Genomic DNA, 23,149 nt, shown 5'->3' with positions numbered 1-23,149 from the left:
TCAGGCCGCGAGGTTGCGCAGCACGTAGGGCAGGATGCCGCCGTTGCGGAAGTAGTCGAGCTCGTCCAGCGTGTCGATGCGGCAGGTCAGCGGCACGTTCTTGATGGTGCCGTCGGCATAGACGATCTCGGCGATCAGCGTCTGGCGCGGCTTGAGGTCGCCCTCGATGCCGCGGATGGTGACGGTCTCGTCGCCGTTGATGCCGAGCGACTGCCAGGACTCGTCGTTCTGGAACACCAGCGGCACCACGCCCATGCCGACGAGGTTCGAGCGATGGATGCGCTCGAAGCTCTGGGCGATGACGGCGCGGATGCCGAGCAGGCCGGTGCCCTTGGCCGCCCAGTCGCGCGAGGAGCCGGTGCCGTATTCCTTGCCGGCGAACACGACGGTCGGCACGCCTTCCTGCTTGTAGAGCATGGCGGCGTCGTAGATCGGCAGCTCGTTGCCATCCGGCCAGTGCTTGGTGAAGCCGCCTTCCTTGCCGGTCAGCATCTGGTTCTTGATGCGGATGTTGGCGAAGGTGCCGCGCATCATCACCTGATGGTTGCCGCGCCGCGTGCCGTACTGGTTGAAGTCGGCCGGGCGGACCTGATGGTCGCGCAGATAGGCGCCGGCCGGACTGGCTTCCTTGATCGAGCCGGCGGGCGAGATGTGGTCGGTGGTGATGGAGTCGAGGAACAGCCCGATGATCCGCGCCTTGATGACGTCGGTGACCGGCTCGGGCTCCATCTTCATGCCCTCGAAATAGGGCGGGTTCTGCACATAGGTCGAGCGGTCGTCCCAGGCATAGGTCTCGCCGACCGGGATGGCGATCTTCTGCCAGTTCTCGTCGCCCTTGAAGACGTCGGAGTACTTCTCCAGGAAGATCTTCTTGGTGACGTTTTCGCGGATGAAGGCCGCGATCTCCTGGTTGGACGGCCACACGTCCTTGAGGAACACCGGCTGCCCGTCCGAGCCGATGCCGAGCGGCTCGGTGGTCAGGTCGATCTGCAGCGATCCGGCGATGGCGTAGGCGACGACCAGCGGCGGAGAGGCGAGGTAGTTCGCCTTCACGTCCGGGTTCACGCGGCCCTCGAAGTTGCGGTTGCCGGAGATGACGGCGCCGGCGACGAGATCGTTCGTGTTGATGGCTTCCGAGATCGCCTCCGGCAGCGGGCCGGAATTGCCGATGCAGGTGGTGCAGCCGAAGCCGACGAGGTTGAAGCCGAGCGCGTCGAGGTCGTCCTGCAGGCCGGCGGAGGCGAGATAGCCTTCCACCACCTGCGAGCCGGGCGCCAGCGAGGTCTTCACCCACGGCTTCGACTTCAGGCCCTTGGCGACCGCGTTGCGGGCGAGCAGGCCGGCGGCGATCAGCACGCTCGGGTTCGAGGTGTTGGTGCAGGAGGTGATGGCGGCGATGGTGACGTCGCCATGGCCGAGATCATAGTCGGTGCCGGCGACAGGCACGCGCTTGGCCGTCTCGCCCGCCTTCTTGAACTCGCCTTCCAGCGCGGCGAGGAAGCCCTGCTTGGTGCCGGAGAGCAGCACGCGGTCCTGCGGGCGCTTGGGGCCGGCGAGCGAGGGCAGCACGGTGGAGATGTCGAGCTCCAGCACGTCGGTGAACACCGGGTCGGGGGTGTCCGCCTTGCGCCACATGCCCTGCGCCTTCGAATAGGCCTCGACCAGCGCGATGCGCTCGTCGGTGCGGCCGGTCTCGTCGAGATAGGCGATGGTTTCCGAATCGACCGGGAAGAAGCCGCAGGTCGCGCCGTATTCCGGCGCCATGTTGCCGATGGTGGCGCGGTCGGCGAGGGAGAGGTGATCGAGGCCGGGGCCGAAGAACTCGACGAACTTGCCCACCACGCCCTTCTTGCGCAGCATCTGGGTGACGGTGAGCACGAGGTCGGTGGCGGTGATGCCCTCGTTCAGCTGGCCGGTCAGCTTGAAGCCGATGACCTCGGGGATGAGCATGGAGACCGGCTGGCCGAGCATGGCCGCTTCCGCCTCGATGCCGCCCACGCCCCAGCCGAGCACGCCCAGGCCGTTGATCATGGTGGTGTGGCTGTCGGTGCCGACGCAGGTGTCGGGATAAGCGACGGTCGCGCCGTCCTCGTCCTTCGTCCAGACGGTCTGGGCGAGATATTCGAGGTTCACCTGGTGGCAGATGCCGGTGCCCGGCGGCACCACGCGGAAATTGTCGAAGGCCGACTGGCCCCATTTCAGGAAGCGGTAGCGCTCCTGGTTCTGCTTGTACTCCTCCTCGACATTCTTGCCGAAGGCGGCGTTGTTGCCGAAGAAGTTGACGATCACCGAATGGTCGATGACGAGGTCGACCGGCACCAGCGGGTTGATGCGCTTGGGGTCGCCGCCCAGGTGCACCATGGCGTCGCGCATGGCGGCGAGGTCGACCACGGCGGGCACGCCGGTGAAGTCCTGCATCAGCACGCGGGCGGGGCGATAGGCGATCTCGCGCTCTTCCTTGCCGCGGTTGATGAGCCAGTCCTTGATCGAGATGATGTCGTTCTTGGTGACGGAACGCCCGTCCTCGAAGCGGAGCAGATTCTCCAGCAGCACCTTCATCGAGAAGGGCAGGGCGGAGACCCCGTCCAGCCCGTTTTTCTCGGCATCCGGCAGGCTGTAATAGACGTAGGTCCTGCTTCCAACGGTGAGGGTTTTACGGCTTTTGAAGCTGTCGAGCGACGTCACGGCAGACTGATCCCCGCATTGGTGTGACAAGGACGCGCCGGGCCTTTGAGGTGGGAGGCGTTGCGGGCTATAGCTCGCGCGGCCCTGGTCGCGGCATGGGGCGCATCGTTCAGAATTCTATATAGAGCCATTTCAAACTCCGATCCTAGAGGGCATGGCGCGCCGCATCGGAAAATTGTGCGGCGCGGGGCAGCGGTAAGGGAGTGGAATTCGTGAAGCGCCTTGTGGTCGAACGGCTTGCGTGCCGTCGCGGCGCGCGGCTGTTGTTCGAGGGGCTCGGCTTCTCCCTTGCGGAAGGGCGGGCGCTCATCGTCACCGGCCCCAATGGAACGGGAAAATCCTCGCTGCTGCGCATTCTCGCCGGCCTGTCGCGGCCGGCGGCCGGCGCGCTGCGGCTGGAGGGCGCCGCCGAGCCGGAGGATTTCGCCGAGGAGGTGCACTATCTCGGCCATCTCGACGCCCACAAGGCCTCGCTCAGCGCGGCGGAGAACCTCGCCTTCTGGCGCGACCTGCTCGGCCGCCCGGCGCTCGGCGTCGCCGAGGCCATGGGGGAGGTCGGGCTCGGCGGGCTGGAGCGGCTGCCGGTCGCCGTGCTCTCCGCCGGGCAGAAGCGGCGCCTCGCGCTCGCCCGCCTCCTCGTTGCCGAGCGCCCGCTCTGGCTGCTCGACGAGCCGACCACGGCGCTCGACGTGTCGGCGCAGGCGCGCTTCGCCGCCCTCGCGCGCGCGCACGTCGAAAGAGGCGGGATGATTGTTGCCGCCACCCACGCCCCGCTCGATTTCGGCCCATCCGACGCGCTCGACCTCGGCGCCTGGCGCCCGGCTTCGCCGACCGTCGAGCCGGCCCCGGTGCCGGCATGAGCCGGGCCTTCCTCGCCCTCGTGCTGCGCGACCTGCGCCTCGCCCTGCGGGCGGGCGGGGGTGCGGGGCTGGGCGTGGTGTTCTTCCTCGCCGTGGTGGTGGTGACACCCTTCGCCATCGGGCCGGACCTCGTGCTGCTGGCGCGCATCGGGCCGGCCATCTTGTGGATCGGCGCGCTGCTCGCCTCGCTGATCGGGCTCGACCGGCTGTTCGCCGCCGACGCCGAGGACGGCTCGCTCGACGTGCTCGGCACGCTGGCCCTGCCGCTGGAGCTGGTCGCCGCCGCCAAGGGGCTGGCGCACTGGATCGCCACCGGCCTGCCGCTGGTGATCGCCGCACCCGTACTCTCGCTGCTGCTTAACCTGCAGCCGGCCTCGATCGGCGCGCTGACGCTGACGCTGCTGGTCGGCACGCCGGCCATCACCTTTCTCGGGCTGATTGGCGCGGCCTTCGCGGCGGCGTTCCGGCGCGGCGGGCTGCTGGTCGCGGTGCTGGTAATGCCGCTGACCATCCCGGTGCTGATCTTCGGCGTGGCCGCCACCGCCACCGCGCTCGGCGGCACGGTGCCCTTCGGCACGCCCTTCCGCATCCTCGCCGGGCTGTCTCTGGCGGCGATGGTGCTGGGCCCCGTCGCCGCCGCCGCCGCGCTGCGGGTGACGCGCGACTGAGGGCGCCGGATGCACCACGCCGGTGCGCCACCACAATTCTGGTATGCCAGAAGCGCGACATCCTCGCGCAGGGGCGCGCGCGGCGCCGGGCGCGCGGCCAGCCGCCGGCGCGCAAGGGCGGTGCAGCAATGCGCCGCAGGGACCGCAAAGCCTTGAAATGTCGTGATATGCGTGCCCGCAGGCGATCAGGGGGCCGCTACGTCATTTGGCCCCCTTCCTCCCTCACGTCCTCGTGTTGCAGCACGCCCGGAGCCGTGTTAGGGAACCGCCGACCTTGAGGGTGGGTAAGGGAAACTCCTGTGCCGCCCCGAGGCTGTATCTTTCCAGTCCGGAAGCTGACGCTCCGCCTTCGCGGGCATCGCGCTGGACAACCCCGAGAGAGGCACAGTGGCCGAGACCTACGTATCCGGAGTGGCGGGGCGCTACGCGACGGCTCTTTTCGAGCTGGCCCGCGATGCCGGCGCCGTCGATGCGGTGAAGGCGGATCTGGCGCGGTTCACCGCCCTGATCGCCGAGAGCGACGATCTCAAGCGCCTCGTGCGCAGCCCGGTGTTCACGTCCGAGGAGCAGGAGAGGGCGATCGCCGCCCTCCTCGACAAGGCCGGCATCGGCGGGCTCGCGGGCAATTTCTTCAAGACCGTGGCGGCCAATCGCCGGCTGTTCACCGTCGAGGCGATCATCCGCGGCTTCGACGCGCTGGTTGCCGCCTACAAGGGCGAAGTGGTGGCCGAAGTCACCGTCGCCCAGCCGCTGTCCGAGGCTCACGCCGCCACGCTGAAGGAGGCGCTCGACGCGCTGACCGGCAAGGACGTGAAGCTTGCCGTCGAGGTCGATCCCTCGCTGCTCGGCGGTCTCAAGGTCAAGATCGGCTCGAAGCTCGTCGACGCTTCGCTCAAGACCAAACTCAACTCGATCCGCCATGCGATGAAAGAGGTTCGCTGATGAGTATCCGCGCCGCTGAAATTTCCGCGATCCTCAAGGAACAGATCAAGAATTTCGGCCAGGAAGCCGAGGTTTCCGAGGTCGGCCAGGTTCTGTCCGTCGGTGACGGCATCGCCCGCGTCTACGGTCTCGACAACGTCCAGGCGGGCGAGATGGTCGAGTTCGAGAACGGCACGCGCGGCATGGCGCTGAACCTCGAAATCGACAATGTCGGCGTCGTGATCTTCGGTTCCGACCGCGAGATCAAGGAAGGCCAGACCGTCAAGCGCACCGGCGCCATCGTCGACGTCCCCGTCGGCAAGGGCCTGCTCGGCCGCGTCGTCGACGCCCTCGGCAACCCGATCGACGGCAAGGGTCCGATCGAGTACACCGAGCGCCGCCGCGTCGACGTGAAGGCCCCGGGCATCATTCCGCGCAAGTCGGTGCACGAGCCGATGCAGACCGGCCTCAAGGCCATCGACGCGCTGATCCCGATTGGCCGTGGCCAGCGCGAGCTGATCATCGGCGACCGCCAGACCGGCAAGACCGCGATCGCGCTCGACTCGATCCTCAACCAGAAGCCGCTGAACGCCGGCGATGCCCCGGAAAGCCAGAAGCTCTACTGCGTCTATGTCGCGGTCGGCCAGAAGCGCTCCACCGTCGCGCAGTTCGTGAAGGTGCTGGAAGAGCAGGGCGCGCTGGAATATTCCATCGTCGTCGCCGCCACCGCCTCGGACGCCGCGCCGATGCAGTTCCTGGCGCCGTTCGCCGGTACCGCCATGGGCGAGTTCTTCCGCGACAACGGCATGCACGCCCTCATCATTCATGACGACCTGTCCAAGCAGGCCGTGGCCTACCGCCAGATGTCGCTGCTGCTGCGCCGCCCGCCGGGCCGCGAAGCCTATCCCGGCGACGTGTTCTATCTCCACTCGCGCCTGCTGGAGCGCGCCGCCAAGCTCAATGACGAGAACGGCGCCGGCTCGCTGACCGCCCTCCCGGTCATCGAGACCCAGGCCAACGACGTGTCGGCCTATATCCCGACGAACGTGATCTCGATCACCGACGGCCAGATCTTCCTCGAGTCCGACCTGTTCTTCCAGGGCATCCGCCCGGCGGTGAACGTCGGCCTCTCGGTGTCGCGCGTCGGCTCGTCCGCGCAGATCAAGGCGATGAAGCAGGTCGCCGGAAAGATCAAGGGCGAGCTCGCCCAGTATCGCGAACTGGCCGCCTTCGCCCAGTTCGGCTCGGACCTCGACGCCTCGACGCAGAAGCTGCTCAACCGCGGTGCCCGCCTGACCGAGCTGCTGAAGCAGTCGCAGTTCGCGCCGCTGAAGGTCGAGGAGCAGGTGGTGGTGATCTATGCCGGCACCAACGGCTATCTCGACGCGCTACCGGTCTCCAAGGTTCGCGAGTTCGAGCAGGGTCTCCTGCTGGCGCTGCGCTCCAAGCACGCCGATATCCTCGACACCATCCGCACCTCCAAGGAGCTGTCGAAGGACACCACCGAGAAGCTCGTGAAGGCCATCGACGCCTTCGCGAAGACCTTCGCCTGAACGGCAGAGCGGAGCACGCGGGCACATGGCCAGCCTTAAGGATCTGCGCAATCGCATCGCTTCGGTGAAGGCGACGCAGAAGATCACCAAGGCGATGCAGATGGTGGCCGCCGCCAAGCTGCGGCGCGCCCAGCAGGCCGCCGAGGCTGCGCGCCCCTATGCGCAGCGCATGGAGAGCGTGCTCGGCAACATCGCCGGCGCCATCTCCGGCGGCCCGGACGCGCCGCTGCTGCTGACCGGCACCGGCAAGGACCAGACGCATCTCCTCCTCGTGCTGACCGCCGAGCGCGGCCTGTGCGGCGCCTTCAACTCGTCGATCGTGCGCCTCGCCCGCGAGCGCGCGCTGTCGCTGATGGGTCAGGGCAAGACGGTCAAGATCTTCTGCGTCGGCCGCAAGGGCTACGAGGCGCTGCGCCGCCAGTTCGAGAAGCAGATCGTCGGCGTCGTCGAGCTGCGCGCCAACAAGGGCGTGACCTTCGCCGACGCGCAGGCGGTCGCCGACAAGATAGGCGCCATGTTCGCCGCCGGCGAGTTCGACGTCGCCACCCAGTTCTTCAGCCGCTTCCAGTCGGTCATTTCGCAGACGCCGACCGCGCAGCAGCTGATCCCCGCCACCTTCGAGGCGCCCTCCGAGGCCGCTTCGGGCGCTGCGGCGGTCTATGAGTACGAGCCCGGCGAGGCCGAGATCCTCGCCGACCTGCTGCCGCGCAACCTCGCGGTGCAGATCTTCAAGGCGCTGCTGGAAAACGGCGCCTCGGAGCAGGGCGCGCGCATGAGCGCGATGGACAACGCCACCCGCAACGCGGGTGAAATGATCAAGAAGCAGACTTTGACCTACAACCGCACCCGTCAGGCGATGATCACGAAGGAACTGATCGAGATCATCTCCGGCGCCGAGGCGCTGTGAGGCAAGGGACCCGCTAGGCACCGGAAGGACGACGAACATGGCTAAGGTCGGACGCATCACGCAGGTCATCGGCGCCGTCGTGGACGTGCAGTTCGAGGATCACCTCCCGGAGATCCTGAACGCGCTGGAGACCACCAATAACGGCAACCGCCTCGTGCTCGAGGTCGCCCAGCATCTGGGCGAGAACACCGTGCGCACCATCGCGATGGACTCCACCGAGGGTCTGGTGCGCGGCACCGAGGTGAAGGACACCGGCGCGGCGATCTCCGTTCCCGTGGGCGCCGCCACGCTCGGCCGCATCATGAACGTCATCGGCGAGCCGGTGGACGAGGCCGGCCCGCTGGTCGGCGAGACCACCCGCGGCATCCACCAGCCCGCCCCGACCTATGCCGAGCAGTCGACCGAGGCCGAGATCCTCGTCACCGGCATCAAGGTCGTCGATCTGCTGGCGCCCTATTCCAAGGGCGGCAAGGTCGGCCTGTTCGGCGGCGCCGGCGTCGGCAAGACCGTGCTCATCATGGAGCTCATCAACAACATCGCGAAGGCGCACGGCGGCTACTCGGTGTTCGCGGGCGTCGGCGAGCGTACCCGCGAGGGCAACGATCTCTACCACGAGATGATCGAGTCCAAGGTGAACGTCGATCCGCACGAGAATGGCGGCTCCTCGGCCGGCTCGAAGTGCGCCCTCGTCTACGGCCAGATGAACGAGCCCCCGGGCGCCCGCGCCCGCGTCGCGCTGACCGGCCTCACCGTCGCCGAGCATTTCCGCGACCAGGGCCAGGACGTGCTGTTCTTCGTCGACAACATCTTCCGCTTCACCCAGGCGGGCTCGGAAGTGTCGGCGCTGCTCGGCCGCATCCCCTCGGCGGTGGGCTATCAGCCGACGCTCGCCACCGACATGGGCGCGCTGCAGGAGCGCATCACCACCACCACCAAGGGTTCGATCACCTCGGTGCAGGCCATCTACGTGCCCGCCGACGACCTGACCGACCCGGCCCCGGCCGCCTCCTTCGCGCATCTCGACGCCACCACCGTGCTGTCGCGCTCGATCGCGGAAAAGGGCATCTACCCGGCGGTCGACCCGCTCGACAGCACCTCGCGCATCCTCTCGCCGCTGATCATCGGCGACGAGCACTACAATGTCGCGCGCCAGGTGCAGCAGACGCTGCAGCGCTACAAGTCGCTGCAGGACATCATCGCGATCCTGGGCATGGACGAACTGTCCGAAGAGGACAAGACGACCGTGGCCCGCGCCCGCAAGATCGAGCGCTTCCTGTCGCAGCCCTTCCACGTCGCCGAAGTCTTCACCGGCTCGCCCGGCAAGCTCGTCGACCTCGCCGACACCATCAAGGGCTTCAAGGGCCTGGTGGAAGGCAAGTACGATCACCTCCCGGAGCAGGCCTTCTACATGGTCGGCACCATCGAAGAGGCGGTCGAGAAGGGCAAGAAGCTGGCTGCCGAGGCGGCGTGATCCGCGCGCCCCGGCCGGTGACGGCCCGGGGCGTCGATCCCTGACGCTGACGCATCCCCTGGAGGACCCATGGCCACCTTCCCGTTCGAACTCGTCTCCCCCGAGCGTCTGGTCTATTCCGGCTCGGTGACCGAGGTCATCGTTCCGGGCACCGAGGGCGAGTTCGGCATCCTCGCCGGCCATTCGCCCTTCGTGTCGACGCTGAAGCCCGGCGTGCTGACCATCAAGGGCGACGGCGCCCCCCGCAAGCTGTTCGTGCGCGGCGGCTTCGCCGAAGCGAACCCGGCCGGTCTGACCGTGCTCGCCGAGACCGCCATCCCGCTCGCCGAGATCCGCGCCGAGAACCTCGCGCAGATGATCAAGGACGCGCAGGAAGACGTCGAGGACGCGCGCGACGAGGCCACCAGGGCCAGCCGCCAGCTCTTCCTTGAGCAGCTCAAGTCGGCGGCCGCGGCCATAGAGGCGGATTCGCGCACCTCGCATTGAGCTTCCGTCGGCGCGTGAGAGCCTTATGATCCGGGCCGCTGTCAGCAGCGGCCCTTTTCATTTCCGCAGGAGACACCGATGAGCGACGGATCGACCTTCAGCGCGCATTCCTTCAGCGCGCATGCCTGGGGCCGCAACCTGCCGACCTACGAGGCGATCCGCACCATGCCGTTCAACGACGCGCTGGCGGCGGGCACGCTGTCGCCGGAGCAGTTCCGGCACTACATGATCCAGGACGCGCATTACCTGATCGCCTTCGGCCGCGCGCTGGCTATCGCCGCCGGCAAGGCGGACGACCCGGACGGGCTGGTGCAGTTCGCCGAGGCCGCCAAGGTCGCCGTGGTCGTCGAGCGCTCGCTGCACGCGGACTTCTTCGAGAGCTTCGGCGTCAGCGGCGACGAGTTCGCCCGCACCCCGATGTCGCCGGTGTGCCACCATTATTCGAGCTTCCTGATCGCCACCGCCCATGCCGAACCCTATCCGGTGGCGTTGGCGGCGCTGCTGCCCTGCTTCTGGATCTATGCCGAGATCGGCCGCGACATTCTCGGCCGGGCGGTGCGGCCCAATCCATACGATGCGTGGATCGACACCTATGCCGGCGAGGAGTTCCACGAGGCGGTGCGGGCCGTGATCGCCACCACCGACAGGGCGGCGGCGGCCGCCTCGCCGGGCGAGCTCACCCGCATGCACGCCGCCTACCGGCACGCCACCCAGCTCGAATGGATGTTCTGGGATTCCGCCTGGCGGCTGGCCGACTGGCCGGTCTGAGTGCGCCGGCCGACCGGAGGTGTCCTCGTGGCGTGATGGCCGGAATCGTGCATGAATGGCGGGCCTGTTTGCCGACGGACCCATGAGCAGCCCCATTCCGCTATCCAGCCCGGTTCCGGGCGCCGAGCCGCCCGCCACCGCGCGGGGGCGCTCCGAGCAGGTGATCCGCGCGCGTATCCTCGAGGCGATCTTCGAGCGCCGCCTCACGCCGGGCGAGAAGCTGACCGAAGACCGGCTCGCCGAACTGTTCGGGGTGAGCCGCACGGTGGTGCGGCAGGCGCTGGCGCGGCTGGCGCAGGACGGCATTGTCGAGCTGCATCCCAATCGCGGGGCTTTCGTCGCCGCGCCCAGCCGCACCGATGCGCGCCATGTGATGGAAGCGCGGGCCGTGGTGGAGCCGGAAGTGGCGCAGGCGGCCGCCTGCGGCTGCGACGCGCATGGGCTGGAAAGGCTGCGCCGTCACATCGCCCGCGAGGACGAGGTGCGCGCGGCGGACGACCGCGCGAGCCTCGTGCGGCTCACCGGCGAGTTCCATGTGATGCTGGCGGAGGTGGCGGGAAACCCGGTCTTCGTGCGCCTGCTCACCGAATTGCAGGCGCTGAGCTCGCTCTCGATCCTGCTCTACGCGCAGGGCGGGCGCACCGCCTGCCCGCGCGGCGACCATGGCGCCATCGTCGCCGCCATCGGGCGCGGCGAGCCGGAGGCGGCCGCGCGGCTGATGCGCGAGCACATCGCCCATGTGGCGGCAGATCTCGAACTGAGCGAGCCGGCAGGTCCGGCCGAAGGACTGGCGCAGGCGCTCGGCTTCACCCCGCGCGCACGGCCGGCCCGCTGAGGCGGGTCCGGCAGGCGAACGGAGTGGCGTGCGCGGAGGTAGGCGTGCGCAGAGATAGGGTGCGAATCAGCGGCGACGGCCCGGGGGCGGGCGACGCTGGCCGCTGCCGATCGGCGGGGTCGGGCCACCGGTCTTGTGGCGGAAATTGATGCGTCCACGCTCGAGGTCGTAAGGCGACATCTCGACGACGACGCGGTCGCCGACGATGGTGCGGATGCGGTTCTTCTTCATCTTGCCCGCCGCATAGGCGAGAATCTCGTGTTCATTGTCGAGCACGACGCGGAAGTTGCCGTCGGGCAGAACTTCCGTCACGGTGCCGTCGAACTCGAGCAGTTCCTCTTTCGCCATTAATGGCTCTCCTCGTACAGGCTGCCGCCAGTAGTGCCGTCACGCTTCGCTGACAGGCCAATACCCCGGCGGGCCGCTTTTGTCTTGCTCAGATAACGCAGCGGGCCACAACCCGCCAGTACAACGCGAACAACCGCGCGCCGTTGCCGGCGCGCGGTCGGGTCTTCATTCAGGGAGCACTGCGGAAGGAGCGGCGGCGCGGCGGGCGCTGACCCTCGCGCGGCCCTTCCTGCCGGGGCCCTTCATGACGCGGCGCTTCATGGCGCGCACCCTCGTGACGGCCTCCTTCGTGGCGGGCGTCGGGGCGGCCTTCGGGCCGGCGGCCATCCTTACGGAAATCGTCACGGCGGGGCTCGTCGCGACGCTGGCCATCCTGCGCCGCGCGCTCGGGGCGGAAGCCGCCACGCTCCTCGCCGGGGCGTCCCTCGGGACGCGGGCCGCGATGGAACGGACGGGCGGGACGCTCGCCACCTTCGCGGCGCTCGCCCTCGCGCGGGCCACGGCCGCCGAAGCGGTTGCCCTCGCTGCGGTTGCCCTCACCACGACCGCCGTCACGGCGCTCCTCGCGCGGGCCGTCGGAGCGGAAGCCTTCGAGGCGCACCGCGCCCTCGCGGCGGCTTTCGCCGCGACGGTCGACCGAGGGGATGGTGATCTTGATCAGCCGCTCGATGTCGCGCAGGAAGGCGCGCTCCTCGCCGTCGCAGAAGGAGATCGCGATGCCCTCGCGGCCGGCGCGCGCGGTGCGGCCGATACGATGGACATAGCTCTCCGGCACGTTGGGCAGGTCGTAGTTGATGACGTGGCTGACGCCCGGCACGTCGATGCCGCGCGCGGCGATGTCCGTCGCCACCAGCACCTTGACGGTGCCCTGGCGGAAGGCGGCGAGCGCGCGCTCGCGCTGCGGCTGAGACTTGTTGCCGTGGATCGCCTCGGCGGCGATGCCGGCAACGGACAGGCCCTTCACCACGCGGTCGGCGCCGTGCTTGGTGCGCGAGAACACCAGCGCGCGGTCGAGCGTGGGCTCGGCCAGCACCTCGACGAGGAGGTTCGGCTTGCCGGCGCGATCCGTGAGGAACACCTTCTGCTCGATGCGGTCGGCGGTCTTGGCGACCGGCGTCACCGCCACGCGCACCGGATCGGTGAGCAGCGATTCCGCCAGCTTTTCGATCTCGCGCGGCATGGTGGCCGAGAAGAACAGGTTGCGGCGCTTCTTCGGCAGCCGCGCGACGATGGCGCGGATGGCGTGGATGAAGCCCATGTCGAGCATCTGGTCGGCCTCGTCGAGCACGAGAACCTCGACCATGTCGAGACGGACCGCATTGTTCTCCAGCAGGTCGACGAGGCGGCCGGGGGTGGCCACCAGCACGTCGACACCGCCGGCCAGCGCACGCGCCTGCCGGCCGATCGGCACGCCGCCGATGGCGAGCGCGGTCGAGGGGCGTACATGCTTGCCGTAGAGGCGGAAGCTGTCGAGGATCTGGCCGGAGAGCTCGCGGGTCGGGCTCAGCACCAGCGCGCGGGCCGAGCGGCGCTCGGGGCGGAAGCGGTTGACCACGAGATGCTGGAGGATCGGCAGCGCGAAGGCGGCGGTCTTGCCGGTGCCGGTCTGGGCGATGCCGACGAGATCGCGCCCGGCGATCACCTGCGGCACGGCCTGCATCTGGATGGGGGTGGGGGTGGTGTGGTTCGCTTCCGCGAGGGCCTTCAGGATCGGCTCGGCAAGGCCGAGTTCGTTGAAACTGGTCAAGTAGGGTTCTTTCATGGGCGATCGCGTCCGCGCGCACTTCGGGCGCGAACCGCAAATCACGGGGGCGGTGAGACACCCCGCGTAGCCTGGGACGTCGGCGTTGTCGGATGATCAGGGGCTGAAGACAGCTGCGGCCAACGGAGCGAGGAATTCCTCACCAAGCCGAAGCGGACATCGAGCGACGCGGCCCCGAATACGGACACGTTTCCGTATGCGCCGCCTATGTGGCCTAAAAGGGTGGTGATTTCAAGGCGTCTTCGTATGCGGCTATAAGATTGATCCATGTATCCCGATGTCGTCGGTCTCCGCAGCTTCTATGCCCAGCCGCTCGGCGTGGTGACGCGCCGCCTCGTCGGGCGCGCCATCCGCGCGCGCTTCGACAATGTGCGCGGCCTCTCCGTGCTCGGCATGGGCTATGCCACGCCCTATCTCGGCGTGTTCCGCGAGGAGTGCGAGCGCGCGCTCGCCTTCATGCCGGGCGCGCAGGGGGTGACGCGCTGGCCTTCCGCCGCGCCGACGCTCGCCGCGCTGGTCGACGAGAGCGAGCTGCCGCTGCGCGACGGCATGATCGACCGGGTGATCGCGGTGCATCTGCTGGAGATGACGCCCGACGCGCAGGAGGTGCTGCGCGAGGTGTGGCGCGTGCTGGCGCCGGGTGGGCGGCTGCTCTGCGTGGTGCCGAGCCGGCGCGGCGTGTGGGCGCGCACCGAGAACAACCCGTTCGGCCATGGCCGCCCGTTCTCGCGCACGCAGATCACCGACCTGCTGCGCGGGGCGCTGTTCACACCGGTGAGCTGGGGCGAGGCGCTCTATATGCCCCCCGTTGCGCGGCACTGGTTCCTGCGCTCGGCGGTGGCGTGGGAGCGGGTCGGCGCGACGGCCTCGCTTCCCTTCGCCGGCGTGCACATCGTCGAGGCGACCAAGCAGGTCTACAAGCCGGTGGCGACCAAGCGCCGCTCGCGCCTGCGCGTGCTGCAGCCGGTGCTGGTCCCCAGCCCGGTAGGAGGGTGAGGCCGCGCCTCGGCGGCGCTGTTGGCCCTACTTCCCCCGCGACAGCAGGAACACCGCCTGCTCGCCGAGCAGGTTCCACACGGCCCAGGGCAGGTTGAACCGCACGGGATGGCCGGAGGCGTCCAGCGCGATGGCGCGGTCGATGCGCGCGTCGACTTCCGCCACCAGATCCACGAAATCGCGGATGGTGCAGAAATGGATGTTCGGCGTGTCGTGCCAGCGATAGGGCAGGTTCTCGGTGCTCGGCATCTTGCCGTTGACGAGAAGGTCCAGCCGCATGCGCCAGAAGCCGAAATTGGGGAAGGAGACGATGGCCCGCGTGCCCACGCGCAGCATCTGCTCCAGCACCCATTTCGGCCGGCGCGTCGCCTGTATGGTCTGCGACAGGATCACATAGTCGAAGGAATTGTCGGGGTAGTCGGCGAGGTCGATGTCGGCGTCGCCCTGGATGATGGCGAGGCCGCGCGCCACGCCGGCATTGACGCCCTCGCGCGACAGTTCGATGCCGCGCGCGTCGCAGCCGCGCGTGGTAGCGAGCAGTTCCAGTAGCTCACCGTCGCCCGAGCCGACGTCGAGCACGCGCGAGCCCGGCCGCACCATCTCGGCGATCAGCAGCAGGTCGACGCGCGTGCCGGAGGGGGCGCGCACCGTCTCGCGCATGGTGAGGTCGCGCCCCGTGGCGGCCGGGGAGGGCTGGTCGGGCGGCGACATCAGTTCACCCCGATGGTGCGAGCGGCGGAATCGATGAAGCCGCGCGCGATGGCGAAGAATTCCGGCTCGTCGAGCAGGAAGGCGTCGTGGCCCTTGTCGCTCTCGATCTCGGCGAAGGAGACCGGCGCGCCGGCGGCGTTGAGCGCGTGCACCACGGCGCGCGAATCGGCGGTGGTAAACAGCCAGTCCGAGGTGAAGGAGACGAGGCAGAAGCGCGTCTTCGTTCCCTTGAACGCGTTGGCCAGCACGCCGCCATAGTCCGACGCCAGGTCGAAATAATCCATCGCCCGCGTCACGTAGAGATAGGAGTTGGCGTCGAAGCGGTCGACGAACGCCTCGCCCTGGTGGCGCAGATAGCTCTCCACCTGGAAGTCCGCGTCGAAGGAGAAGGTGCGCCCCGCGCGGTCCTGCAGGTTGCGGCCGAACTTACGGTGCAGCGATGAGTCCGACATGTAGGTGATGTGCGCGGCCATGCGCGCGACCGCGAGGCCCCGGCGCGGGCTGGTGCCCTCCGCGAGATAGCGCCCGGCCCGCCAGTCCGGGTCGGCCATCACCGCCTGCCGGCCGACCTCGTGGAAGGCGATGTTCTGCGCCGAGTGGCGGGCCGCCGTGGCGATGGGCATCGCGGCGACCACGCGCTCGGGATAGCTCACCGTCCATTGCAGCACCTGCATGCCGCCCATGGAGCCGCCGACCACGGCGAGCAGCCGGTCTATGCCGAGATGGTCCACCAGCATGGCCTGCGCGCGCACCATGTCGGCGATGGTGAGCACGGGGAAGTCGAGCCCGTAGGGCTGGCCGGTCGCCGGATTGGTGGAGGAGGGCCCGGTGCTGCCGAGGCAGCCGCCGATGACGTTGGACGAGATGACGAAGAACCGATCCGTATCGACCGGCTTTCCGGGGCCGACCAGCGTTTCCCACCAGCCGGGCTTGCCGGTGACGGGATGCACATTCGCCGCGTGCTGGTCGCCCGACAGCGCGTGGCAGACCAGAATGGCGTTGGAGCGCGCCGCGTTCAGCGTGCCATAGGTCTGGTAGCCGATCTGGAAGGGGGTGAGCACGGCGCCGGAATCGAGCGTGAGCGGCCGCTCCGCGCCGAAGCGCACCAGCGCTGAATGGGGATGGTCCGCCTCGCCGCGCGCCGCCTCGACCAGCCGGGAGCTGTCGAGCGCGGCATCGGGGGCCGAAATCTCTGGTGTCACCGTGGTATCGGACATTGCAACCGTCTTACCGGACGAAGAGTTCTTTTTACCGGACGATGCGATGATCCTACAGGGGCCTCTTGTCAATATCGGCCATGCGCCGATTTTGCCGGCGGCGCGGCGTCATCGGGCAATTCCACCGGGGCCTGAAATGCTCTAGGACATCCGCCGATGGACAAGATCGCCAATGCTCCCGCGGCGCCGTCCGGCGCGATTTCCCCGGCCCCCGCCGATGCGGTGGCCGATCTCGGCGTGCTGCGCGAGGAGATCGACCGGATCGACGCGGCGATGCACGCGCTTTTGATCGAGCGCAGCCAGATCATCGACCGGCTGGTGGCGGTGAAGCGGGCGCGCGGCGCCGAGTCGGGCTCCGCCTTCCGCCCGGCGCGCGAGGCGTCGATGATGCGGCGCATCGTCGACCGGCACAGGGGCATCCTGCCGCTCGACACGGTGGAGGGCATCTGGCGCGTCATCATCTCCACCTTCACCTATGTGCAGGCGCCCTATGCCGTGCATGCCGATCTCGCCTCGGGCGAGCCGGCGATGCGCGACACCTCACGCTTCCATTTCGGCTTCACCGTGCCCTTCATCGGCCATATGGGGGCGGGCGGCGTCGTTTCGGCGGTGGCGCGCTCGCGCGGCGATCTCGGTCTGGTGCCGGCTTTCGCCGCGCCCGGCGCGGGGGCTTGGTGGACGGCGCTGGAAGGCGAGCACGCGCCCAAGATCATCGCCCGCCTGCCCTTCGTCGAGCGGGCCGACCACCCCGCCGGGCTGCCGGTGTTCTGCATCGCCCATCCGGTGACGGACGGCGCGGTGACGGAAGTCGAGGTGTGGAGCCTGCACGTCTCCGGCTGGAACGGGCAGGCGGCGCGCGCCCTCGCCCCGCTCGCCGAGATCGTCGCGGTGCCCGATCGCGGGCTCGACGGCGCGGCACTGCTCGCCTCCATCCCGCTCGATGCCGAGGCCAGCCTCGACACGGTGCTGGCGGCCCTGCGCGCCAGCGGGGTCTCGGTGCGCGCGGCGGCTCTCGTCGGCAGCCATGCGAGCCGCTATACCCACACGCCGCAAGGCTGATCGCCTCCCAATCCTCCCGCCTCGACAGCGCCTGCCGGAGTTCCGTCATGTCGTCCGCCCCGCTTCCCAATCGTCCCGTCCCGCGTCCCGGCGTGCTGGACATCGAGGCCTATGTGCCCGGCAAGTCGCAGGGTGGCGCGGGCGTGAAGGTGCACAAGCTCTCCGCCAACGAGACCCCGCTCGGGCCGAGCCCGAAGGCGGTGGCGGCGTTCCAGTCGGCGAACGCGCTGGAGCTCTATCCCGACGGCTCGTCGTTGAAGCTGCGCGAGACCATCGCCGGCGCCTATGGGCTCGATCCGGCGCGCATCGTCTGCGGCACCGGCTCGGACGAGCTGCTGATGCTGACGGCGAGCGCCTTTGCCGGGCCGGGTGACGAGGTGCTGTTCTCGCAGCACGGCTTCCTCGTCTACCGCATCGCCGCGCTGGCGGCGGGGGCGACGCCGGTGGTGGCGCCGGAGAAGGACTACCGCACCGATGTCGACGCGCTCCTGGCGGCGGTGACGGAGCGTACGCGCGTCGTGTTCCTCGCCAACCCCAACAACCCCACCGGAACCTACATTCCCTTTGACGAGGTGCGCCGCCTCCAGCGCGGCCTGCCGCCGAACGTGCTGCTGGCGCTCGACGCCGCCTATGCCGAATATGTCCGCCGCAACGACTACGAGGCCGGCATCGAACTGGTGGCGACCTGCTCCAACGTCGTCATGCTGCGCACCTTCTCGAAGATCTACGGCCTGGCGGCGCTGCGCGTGGGCTGGCTCTACGGGCCGGCCGAGGTGGTGGACGCGATCAACCGCATCCGGGGCGCCTTCAACGTCTCCGCGCCCGGCCTTGCCGCGGCCGCCGCGGCGGTGGAGGACACCGCCCATGTCGAGGCCGCGATCGCGCATAACGAAACCTGGCTGCCGTGGCTGACCGAGAAGCTCACCGCGCTCGGCCTCACCGTGACGCCGAGCGTGACGAACTTCCTGCTGGTGCATTTCCCCGATGTGGAAGGCCGCACCGCGAAGGACGCCGACGCCTTTCTTTCCGCGCGCGGGCTGATCCTGCGGCGGGTGGATTCCTATGGTCTGCCGGGCGCGCTGCGCCTCACCATCGGCACCGAGGAGGCGAACCGCCTGCTGGTCGAGGTGCTGGCGGAGTTCCTCGGCAAGGTGGGAGCCGGCGATGGTGCTTGATCCGCCGCTGTCGGCTCCGATCATTGGCCGGCTCACCATTATCGGCGTCGGGCTGATCGGCTCGTCCATCCTGCGCGCGGCGAAGGCGCGGGGGCTGGCCGGCACGCTGGTCGCCTATGACGGCGCGGAGGCCGTGCGCGACCGCGCGCTGGCGCTCGGCCTCGCCGATCTCGTCGCGGCGACGCCGGAGCGGGCGGTGCGCGACGCCGATATCGTGATCCTGTGCGTGCCGGTCGGCGCCATGGGGGCGGTGGCGGCCGCCATCGCGCCGCATCTGAAGCCGGACGCCATCGTCTCCGATGTCGGCTCGGTGAAGGGGGCGGTGGTCAGCGCACTGCGCGCCCATTTGCCGGCTAACGTGCACATCGTCCCCGGGCATCCGGTGGCGGGCACGGAATATTCGGGGCCGGATGCGGGCTTTGCAGCGCTGTTCAAGAACCGCTGGTCGATCCTCACGCCGCCGGAAGGCACGGACCCGGCGGCGGTGCAGCGCCTTGCCGCCCTGTGGACGGCGATGGGCGCCAATGTCGAGACCATGACGCCCGAGCACCACGACCTGGTGCTCGCCATCACCTCGCATGTGCCGCACCTGATCGCCTACAACATCGTCGGCACGGCGGCGGATCTCGAAGCGGTCACGCAGTCCGAGGTCATCAAGTACTCGGCGGGCGGTTTCCGCGACTTCACCCGCATCGCCGCCTCCGACCCGACCATGTGGCGCGACGTGTTCCTCAACAACCGCGAGGCGGTGATCGAGGTGCTCGGCCGCTTCACCGAGGACCTGATCGCGCTGCAACGGGCGATACGCTGGGCCGAGGGTGACAAGCTGTTCGACCTGTTCACCCGCACCCGCGCCATCCGCCGCTCGATCATCGAGATCGGCCAGGAGACCGCCGCGCCCGACTTCGGCCGCACGCACGATTGAGGCGCGGCGCCTCCCGCGCCTAGCGCACCCCGTTCCGCGCATAGACGCGCAGGCGATGGCCGTCGGGATCGAGCGCGACGAAGCTGCGGCCGAAGGGGAGGTCGGTCGGCGGCAGGGCGATCGGCACCCCCTTCGTCGCCCAGTCTTCGTAGGCCGCGTCGACCGCAGCGGGATCGGCGACCTTGAAGCCGATCTCGTTGCCGCCGGCGCGCAGATGCGGCCTCGGCGTCACCCCGTCGCGCTGCCACAGGCCGAGCATCATGCCCGGCGCCAGCGGCAGCAGGGCGAAGGTCGCGCTCTGTTCAACCGGCTCGCGCTCCAGTAGCGCGCCATAGAAGCGGGCGCTCGCCGGCGCGTCGTTCACATAGAGAAGTATGTTGCTGGCATCGGTCATGGTGGCCCCCATCGATGGATCGAGGCGGCACCCTAGGCGGGCATGCTGCCAATTTATGTCAGCATGCGTCGAGCTTCTGCGCCTCGGCCGCGTGCTTCGCCTGCTTCCATCGCTGGATCAGCTCCGCCCGCCGCGCGGGGTAACGCGCTTCCATCAGCAGCGCCTTCGCGATGCGGTCGGTGCGGAAGCTGCGGAAGTCGCCGCGCAGCTCGCACCAGCCGATCAGCAGCCGCACCTGGTCGAAGAAGGCCAGCGCGAAGGGCCAGACGACGCGCTCGCTCGCCACGCCGCCGGCGTCCCGATAGGCGAGGGTCAGCTTGCGCTCGGTGCGGATCGCCTTGCGAAGCAGGGCCGGGTCGATGGAATCGGCGGGAATGGGCGCGCCGGGCGCGACGAACAGCGCGGAAGCTTCCATTTCGGCCCGCAGTTCCACCGGCAGCACGGCGCCGATGCGGGCGAGGGCGGACAGCGCCGCCTCGGCAAGCCGGCCGTCCGCGCGCCCGGCCACCCAGCGCGAGCCGAGCACAAGCGCCTCGATCTCCTCGGGCGGAAACATCAGCGGCGGCAGCAGGAAGCCGGGCCGCAGCACATAGCCGGCACCGGCCTCACCCTCGATGGTCGCGCCCTGCGCCTGCAAGGCGGCGATGTCGCGGTAGAGGGTGCGCAGGCTCACCCCGATCTCGTCCGCGAGCACCCGCCCGCTCACCGGATGGCGGTGGCGGCGCAGGAGCTGCAACAGGTCGAAAAGGCGCTCGGAGCGGGACATGCGGCGATCCTACTCGCATCCGCCACTGCCGGATAATGGCAGCAGCCTGCGCCGCGCGACGGACGCCGCGCGGCGCAGGCCATAGCTGGTCGTCGTGTCAGCCGCTGGTCGGCATGACGAACTGGGCGCCCTCGCGGATGCCGGTCGGCCAGCGCGCGGTGGTGGTCTTCAGCTTGGTGTAGAAGCCGACGCCCTCCATGCCGTAGACGTTGCGGTCGCCGAAGATCGAGCGCTTCCAGCCGCCGAAGGAATGGAACGCCACCGGCACCGGGATGGGCACGTTGATGCCGATCATGCCGGCCTTCGCGTCGCGGTCGAAGGCGCGGGCGGCGTCGCCGTCGCGGGTGAAGATGGCGGCGCCGTTGCCATATTCGTGGTCGTTGACCAGCTTGAGCGCGTCGTCGTAGCGTGGCACGCGCACCACCGAGAGCACCGGGCCGAAGATCTCCTCCTTGTAGATCTTCATCTGCGGCGTCACCTCGTCGAACAGCGTGCCGCCGAGGAAGTAGCCGTTCTCGTAGCCCTGAAGCTTCAGGTCGCGCCCGTCGACGACGAGCTTCGCGCCGGCGGCGACGCCGTCGTCGATATAGCCGCGCACCTTGGCGAGGTGCTCCTTCGTCACCAGCGGGCCCATCTCGCTGTCGCGATCGAGGCCCGGGCCGACCTTGAGGGCCTGCACCTTGGGCACGAGCTTCTCCAGCAGCGCGTCGCCGACGCCGCCCACCGCGACCGCCACCGACACCGCCATGCAGCGCTCGCCCGCCGAGCCGTAGCCCGCGCCCATCAGCGCGTCGACGGTCTTGTCGAGGTCGGCGTCGGGCATGACGACGAGGTGGTTCTTGGCGCCGCACAGGGCCTGCGCGCGCTTACCCGCGGCGGCGGCGGTCTTGTAGACATATTCGCCGATGGCGGTGGAGCCGACGAAGCTCACGGCGGCGACGTCGGGGTGGGTGAGCAGCGTGTCGACGGCTTCCTTGTCGCCCTGCACCACGTTGAACACGCCAGCCGGCAGGCCCGCCTCGGCCAGCAGCTCGGCCAGCATCAGCGAGGGGGTGGGGTCCTTCTCGGAGGGCTTGAGCACGAAGCTGTTGCCGCAGGCCAGCGCCACCGGGAACATCCACATCGGCACCATGACCGGGAAGTTGAACGGCGTGATGCCGGCCACCACGCCGACCGGGTGGCGGGCGGAGAACACGTCGACGCCGCGCGCCACCTGCTCGGTGAAGTCGCCGCGCACGAGGTGCGGGATGCCGCAGGCGAACTCGACCACCTCGATGCCGCGCGTCACCTCGCCCTTGGCGTCCTCGAAGGTCTTGCCGTGCTCGCGGGTGATGGCCTCGGCGAGCGCGTCCATGTCGCGCTCCAGCAGCGCCTTGAACTTGAACATGATGCGGGCGCGGGTCAGCGGCGGCGTGTCCGCCCAGCCGGGGAAGGCGGCGGCGGCGGCGGCGACCGCCTCGCCCACCGTGGCGGCGGTGGCGAGCAAAACCTCGCCGGACTGCGCGCCGGTGGAAGGATCGAAGACCGGCGCCGTACGGCCCGCAATGTTGACGGCCTTGCCGCCGATATAGTGACCGATGACCGCCATGAGCTTTGTCTCCTTGCTCGCCCTTGAGCCGATGCCAACGTTGTGCTTGTCGAATGGCTGCACTTCAACGACCATGTTTCCCAAACCGTTGTGCGGGATTTCGACAAGAGCCCGTCCGCCAAGGGGAGACGTCATGGACTGGGATCACCTGCGCATCTTCCTCGCCGTCGCGCGGGCGGGGCAGATGCTGGCGGCCGGCCGCCAGCTCGGGCTCGACCATGCCACGGTGGGCCGCCGGCTCGGGGCGCTGGAGGCGAGCCTCGGCACCAAGCTGTTCGAGCGGCGCACCACCGGCAGCGAGTTGACCGCCGCCGGCGAGCGCCTGCTCGCCCATGCCGAGCGGGTGGAGACCGAGATGCTGCAGGCGCAGTCGACGCTCGGCAATGTCGACCTTGCGCTGGCCGGCACGGTGCGCATCGGCGCGCCGGACGGCTTCGGCACCTATTTCCTCGCCCCGCGCCTCGGGCGGCTGGCGGAAGAGCACCCGAGCCTCGCAATCCAGCTCGCGCCACTGCCGCGCAGCTTCTCGCTGCCCAAGCGGGAGGTGGACATCGCGGTGACGCTGCAGCGGCCGGCGGAAGGGCGGCTGGTGGCGCGCAAGCTCACCGACTACACGCTCGGCGTCTATGCCGCGCGCCGCTATCTGGAACGCACCGGCCCGGTGGAGACGCTCGCCGACGTCGCCGGGCGGCTTCTCGTGACCTATGTCGCCGATCTCGTCTATTCGCCGGCGCTCGACTATTTCGAGGCGTTCCGCGAGATCGAGGCACGGCGACTGGAATGCGCCAGCGTGGTGGGCCAGATGGAGGCGGTACGCGCGGGCGCGGGCATCGGTATCCTGCACGACTATGCGGCGCGGGCGCATCCCGAGCTGGTGCGGCTGCTGCCGGAGATGGCGTTCCGCCGGTCCTACTGGCTGGTGACCCATGCCGACATTCGCGACCTCAGGCGCGTCCGCGAGGTGGAGGATTTCATCGCGGGCGAGGTGCGCGAGGAGCGGGCCTGCTTCGTCGCCGAGCCGCGCGCGCCCGAACCGGCTGCCGCCTGAGGCGGG

General features: G+C 69.3%; 22 protein-coding genes. 14 read left to right on the top strand and 8 right to left on the bottom strand.

Translation table 11 applies throughout. The features are described from left to right. Positions 1-2,685 carry an aconitate hydratase AcnA gene (gene acnA, locus MWN33_RS00895; RefSeq protein WP_247198196.1) on the bottom strand — a complete coding sequence of 895 codons (2,685 nt, stop codon included), beginning with the start codon at positions 2,683-2,685 and terminating at the stop codon, positions 1-3. A gap of 212 nt (positions 2,686-2,897) precedes the next feature. On the opposite strand from acnA, the gene ccmA reads away from it, so the two are divergent. From ccmA to MWN33_RS00850, 9 genes are all read left to right on the top strand, one after another. After that, positions 2,898-3,545, top strand: a complete 648-nt coding sequence (gene ccmA, locus MWN33_RS00890; RefSeq protein ID WP_247198195.1) for a heme ABC exporter ATP-binding protein CcmA — start codon at positions 2,898-2,900, stop codon at positions 3,543-3,545. After that, a complete protein-coding gene (gene ccmB / locus MWN33_RS00885) occupies positions 3,542-4,213 on the top strand; it encodes a heme exporter protein CcmB (RefSeq protein ID WP_247198194.1) in 672 nt (223 codons plus the stop codon). Before ccmA ends, ccmB begins: the two co-directional genes overlap by 4 nt. A 357-nt stretch (positions 4,214-4,570) precedes the next feature. Beyond that, complete coding sequence (locus tag MWN33_RS00880) at positions 4,571-5,155, top strand: F0F1 ATP synthase subunit delta (RefSeq protein WP_425531961.1); 585 nt, start codon at positions 4,571-4,573, stop codon at positions 5,153-5,155. Continuing rightward, the gene (gene atpA / locus MWN33_RS00875; protein ID WP_247198192.1) at positions 5,155-6,687 is read left to right on the top strand and encodes a F0F1 ATP synthase subunit alpha; all 1,533 of its coding nucleotides are present in this window, start codon (positions 5,155-5,157) and stop codon (positions 6,685-6,687) included. Before MWN33_RS00880 ends, atpA begins: the two co-directional genes overlap by 1 nt. A gap of 25 nt (positions 6,688-6,712) precedes the next feature. Further along, positions 6,713-7,594 carry a F0F1 ATP synthase subunit gamma gene (locus tag MWN33_RS00870; protein WP_247198191.1) on the top strand — a complete coding sequence of 294 codons (882 nt, stop codon included), beginning with the start codon at positions 6,713-6,715 and terminating at the stop codon, positions 7,592-7,594. 37 nt (positions 7,595-7,631) lie between these two features. Next, positions 7,632-9,065 (top strand): F0F1 ATP synthase subunit beta, encoded by a 1,434-nt coding sequence (gene atpD, locus MWN33_RS00865; protein ID WP_247198190.1) that lies wholly within the window; start codon positions 7,632-7,634, stop codon positions 9,063-9,065. 69 nt (positions 9,066-9,134) lie between these two features. Then, positions 9,135-9,551 (top strand): F0F1 ATP synthase subunit epsilon, encoded by a 417-nt coding sequence (locus tag MWN33_RS00860; protein WP_247198189.1) that lies wholly within the window; start codon positions 9,135-9,137, stop codon positions 9,549-9,551. A 78-nt stretch (positions 9,552-9,629) separates the two neighbouring features. Continuing rightward, on the top strand, positions 9,630-10,319 hold the full coding sequence (locus MWN33_RS00855; protein WP_247198188.1) for a TenA family protein: 690 nt from the start codon (positions 9,630-9,632) through the stop codon (positions 10,317-10,319). Between the two features lie 82 nt (positions 10,320-10,401). Beyond that, complete coding sequence (locus MWN33_RS00850; protein ID WP_247198187.1) at positions 10,402-11,154, top strand: GntR family transcriptional regulator; 753 nt, start codon at positions 10,402-10,404, stop codon at positions 11,152-11,154. A 66-nt stretch (positions 11,155-11,220) separates the two neighbouring features. Here MWN33_RS00850 and infA read toward each other — a convergent pair whose 3' ends face one another. Continuing rightward, complete coding sequence (gene infA / locus MWN33_RS00845; protein WP_013168254.1) at positions 11,221-11,502, bottom strand: translation initiation factor IF-1; 282 nt, start codon at positions 11,500-11,502, stop codon at positions 11,221-11,223. Between the two features lie 169 nt (positions 11,503-11,671). Beyond that, the gene (locus MWN33_RS00840; RefSeq protein WP_247198186.1) at positions 11,672-13,264 is read right to left on the bottom strand and encodes a DEAD/DEAH box helicase; all 1,593 of its coding nucleotides are present in this window, start codon (positions 13,262-13,264) and stop codon (positions 11,672-11,674) included. Between the two features lie 267 nt (positions 13,265-13,531). On the opposite strand from MWN33_RS00840, the gene MWN33_RS00835 reads away from it, so the two are divergent. Beyond that, positions 13,532-14,260, top strand: coding sequence for a class I SAM-dependent methyltransferase (locus MWN33_RS00835; protein WP_247198185.1), 729 nt, complete (start codon positions 13,532-13,534; stop codon positions 14,258-14,260). Positions 14,261-14,287: 27 nt separating this feature from the next. On the opposite strand, the gene metW is transcribed toward MWN33_RS00835, so the two are convergent. Beyond that, positions 14,288-14,920, bottom strand: coding sequence for a methionine biosynthesis protein MetW (metW, locus tag MWN33_RS00830; RefSeq protein ID WP_247199746.1), 633 nt, complete (start codon positions 14,918-14,920; stop codon positions 14,288-14,290). Between the two features lie 50 nt (positions 14,921-14,970). Then, entirely contained in the window at positions 14,971-16,188 is a 1,218-nt protein-coding gene (gene metX, locus MWN33_RS00825) for a homoserine O-acetyltransferase MetX (protein ID WP_247198184.1), read from the bottom strand. Positions 16,189-16,344: 156 nt separating this feature from the next. Here metX and MWN33_RS00820 point away from each other — a divergent pair, with 156 nt between their 5' ends. From MWN33_RS00820 to MWN33_RS00810, 3 genes are read left to right on the top strand one after another with little or no spacing between them, the layout of a single operon-like run. Then, the gene (locus MWN33_RS00820) at positions 16,345-17,247 is read left to right on the top strand and encodes a chorismate mutase (RefSeq protein ID WP_247198183.1); all 903 of its coding nucleotides are present in this window, start codon (positions 16,345-16,347) and stop codon (positions 17,245-17,247) included. 47 nt (positions 17,248-17,294) lie between these two features. Beyond that, positions 17,295-18,422, top strand: a complete 1,128-nt coding sequence (gene hisC / locus MWN33_RS00815) for a histidinol-phosphate transaminase (protein WP_247198182.1) — start codon at positions 17,295-17,297, stop codon at positions 18,420-18,422. Beyond that, positions 18,412-19,347, top strand: a complete 936-nt coding sequence (locus MWN33_RS00810) for a prephenate/arogenate dehydrogenase family protein (protein ID WP_247198181.1) — start codon at positions 18,412-18,414, stop codon at positions 19,345-19,347. The genes hisC and MWN33_RS00810 overlap by 11 nt, the downstream gene beginning before the upstream one ends. 19 nt (positions 19,348-19,366) lie before the next feature. On the opposite strand, the gene MWN33_RS00805 is transcribed toward MWN33_RS00810, so the two are convergent. The 3 genes from MWN33_RS00805 to MWN33_RS00795 form a co-directional block, all read right to left on the bottom strand. Next, positions 19,367-19,741 carry a VOC family protein gene (locus MWN33_RS00805; RefSeq protein ID WP_247198180.1) on the bottom strand — a complete coding sequence of 125 codons (375 nt, stop codon included), beginning with the start codon at positions 19,739-19,741 and terminating at the stop codon, positions 19,367-19,369. A gap of 58 nt (positions 19,742-19,799) precedes the next feature. Further along, positions 19,800-20,507 carry a helix-turn-helix transcriptional regulator gene (locus MWN33_RS00800; RefSeq protein WP_247198179.1) on the bottom strand — a complete coding sequence of 236 codons (708 nt, stop codon included), beginning with the start codon at positions 20,505-20,507 and terminating at the stop codon, positions 19,800-19,802. 97 nt (positions 20,508-20,604) lie between these two features. After that, on the bottom strand, positions 20,605-22,095 hold the full coding sequence (locus MWN33_RS00795) for a CoA-acylating methylmalonate-semialdehyde dehydrogenase (RefSeq protein WP_247198178.1): 1,491 nt from the start codon (positions 22,093-22,095) through the stop codon (positions 20,605-20,607). A gap of 133 nt (positions 22,096-22,228) precedes the next feature. Here MWN33_RS00795 and MWN33_RS00790 point away from each other — a divergent pair, with 133 nt between their 5' ends. Continuing rightward, a complete protein-coding gene (locus tag MWN33_RS00790) occupies positions 22,229-23,143 on the top strand; it encodes a LysR family transcriptional regulator (protein ID WP_247198177.1) in 915 nt (304 codons plus the stop codon). Positions 23,144-23,149: the final 6 nt, after the last annotated feature.

It is taken from the genome of Ancylobacter koreensis (genome assembly GCF_023016525.1).
Classification (GTDB): Bacteria; Pseudomonadota; Alphaproteobacteria; order Rhizobiales; family Xanthobacteraceae; genus Ancylobacter; species Ancylobacter koreensis.
The sequence above is the reverse complement of the archived record's forward strand: the minus strand, read 5'-3'. Positions and strand labels throughout refer to the sequence as shown.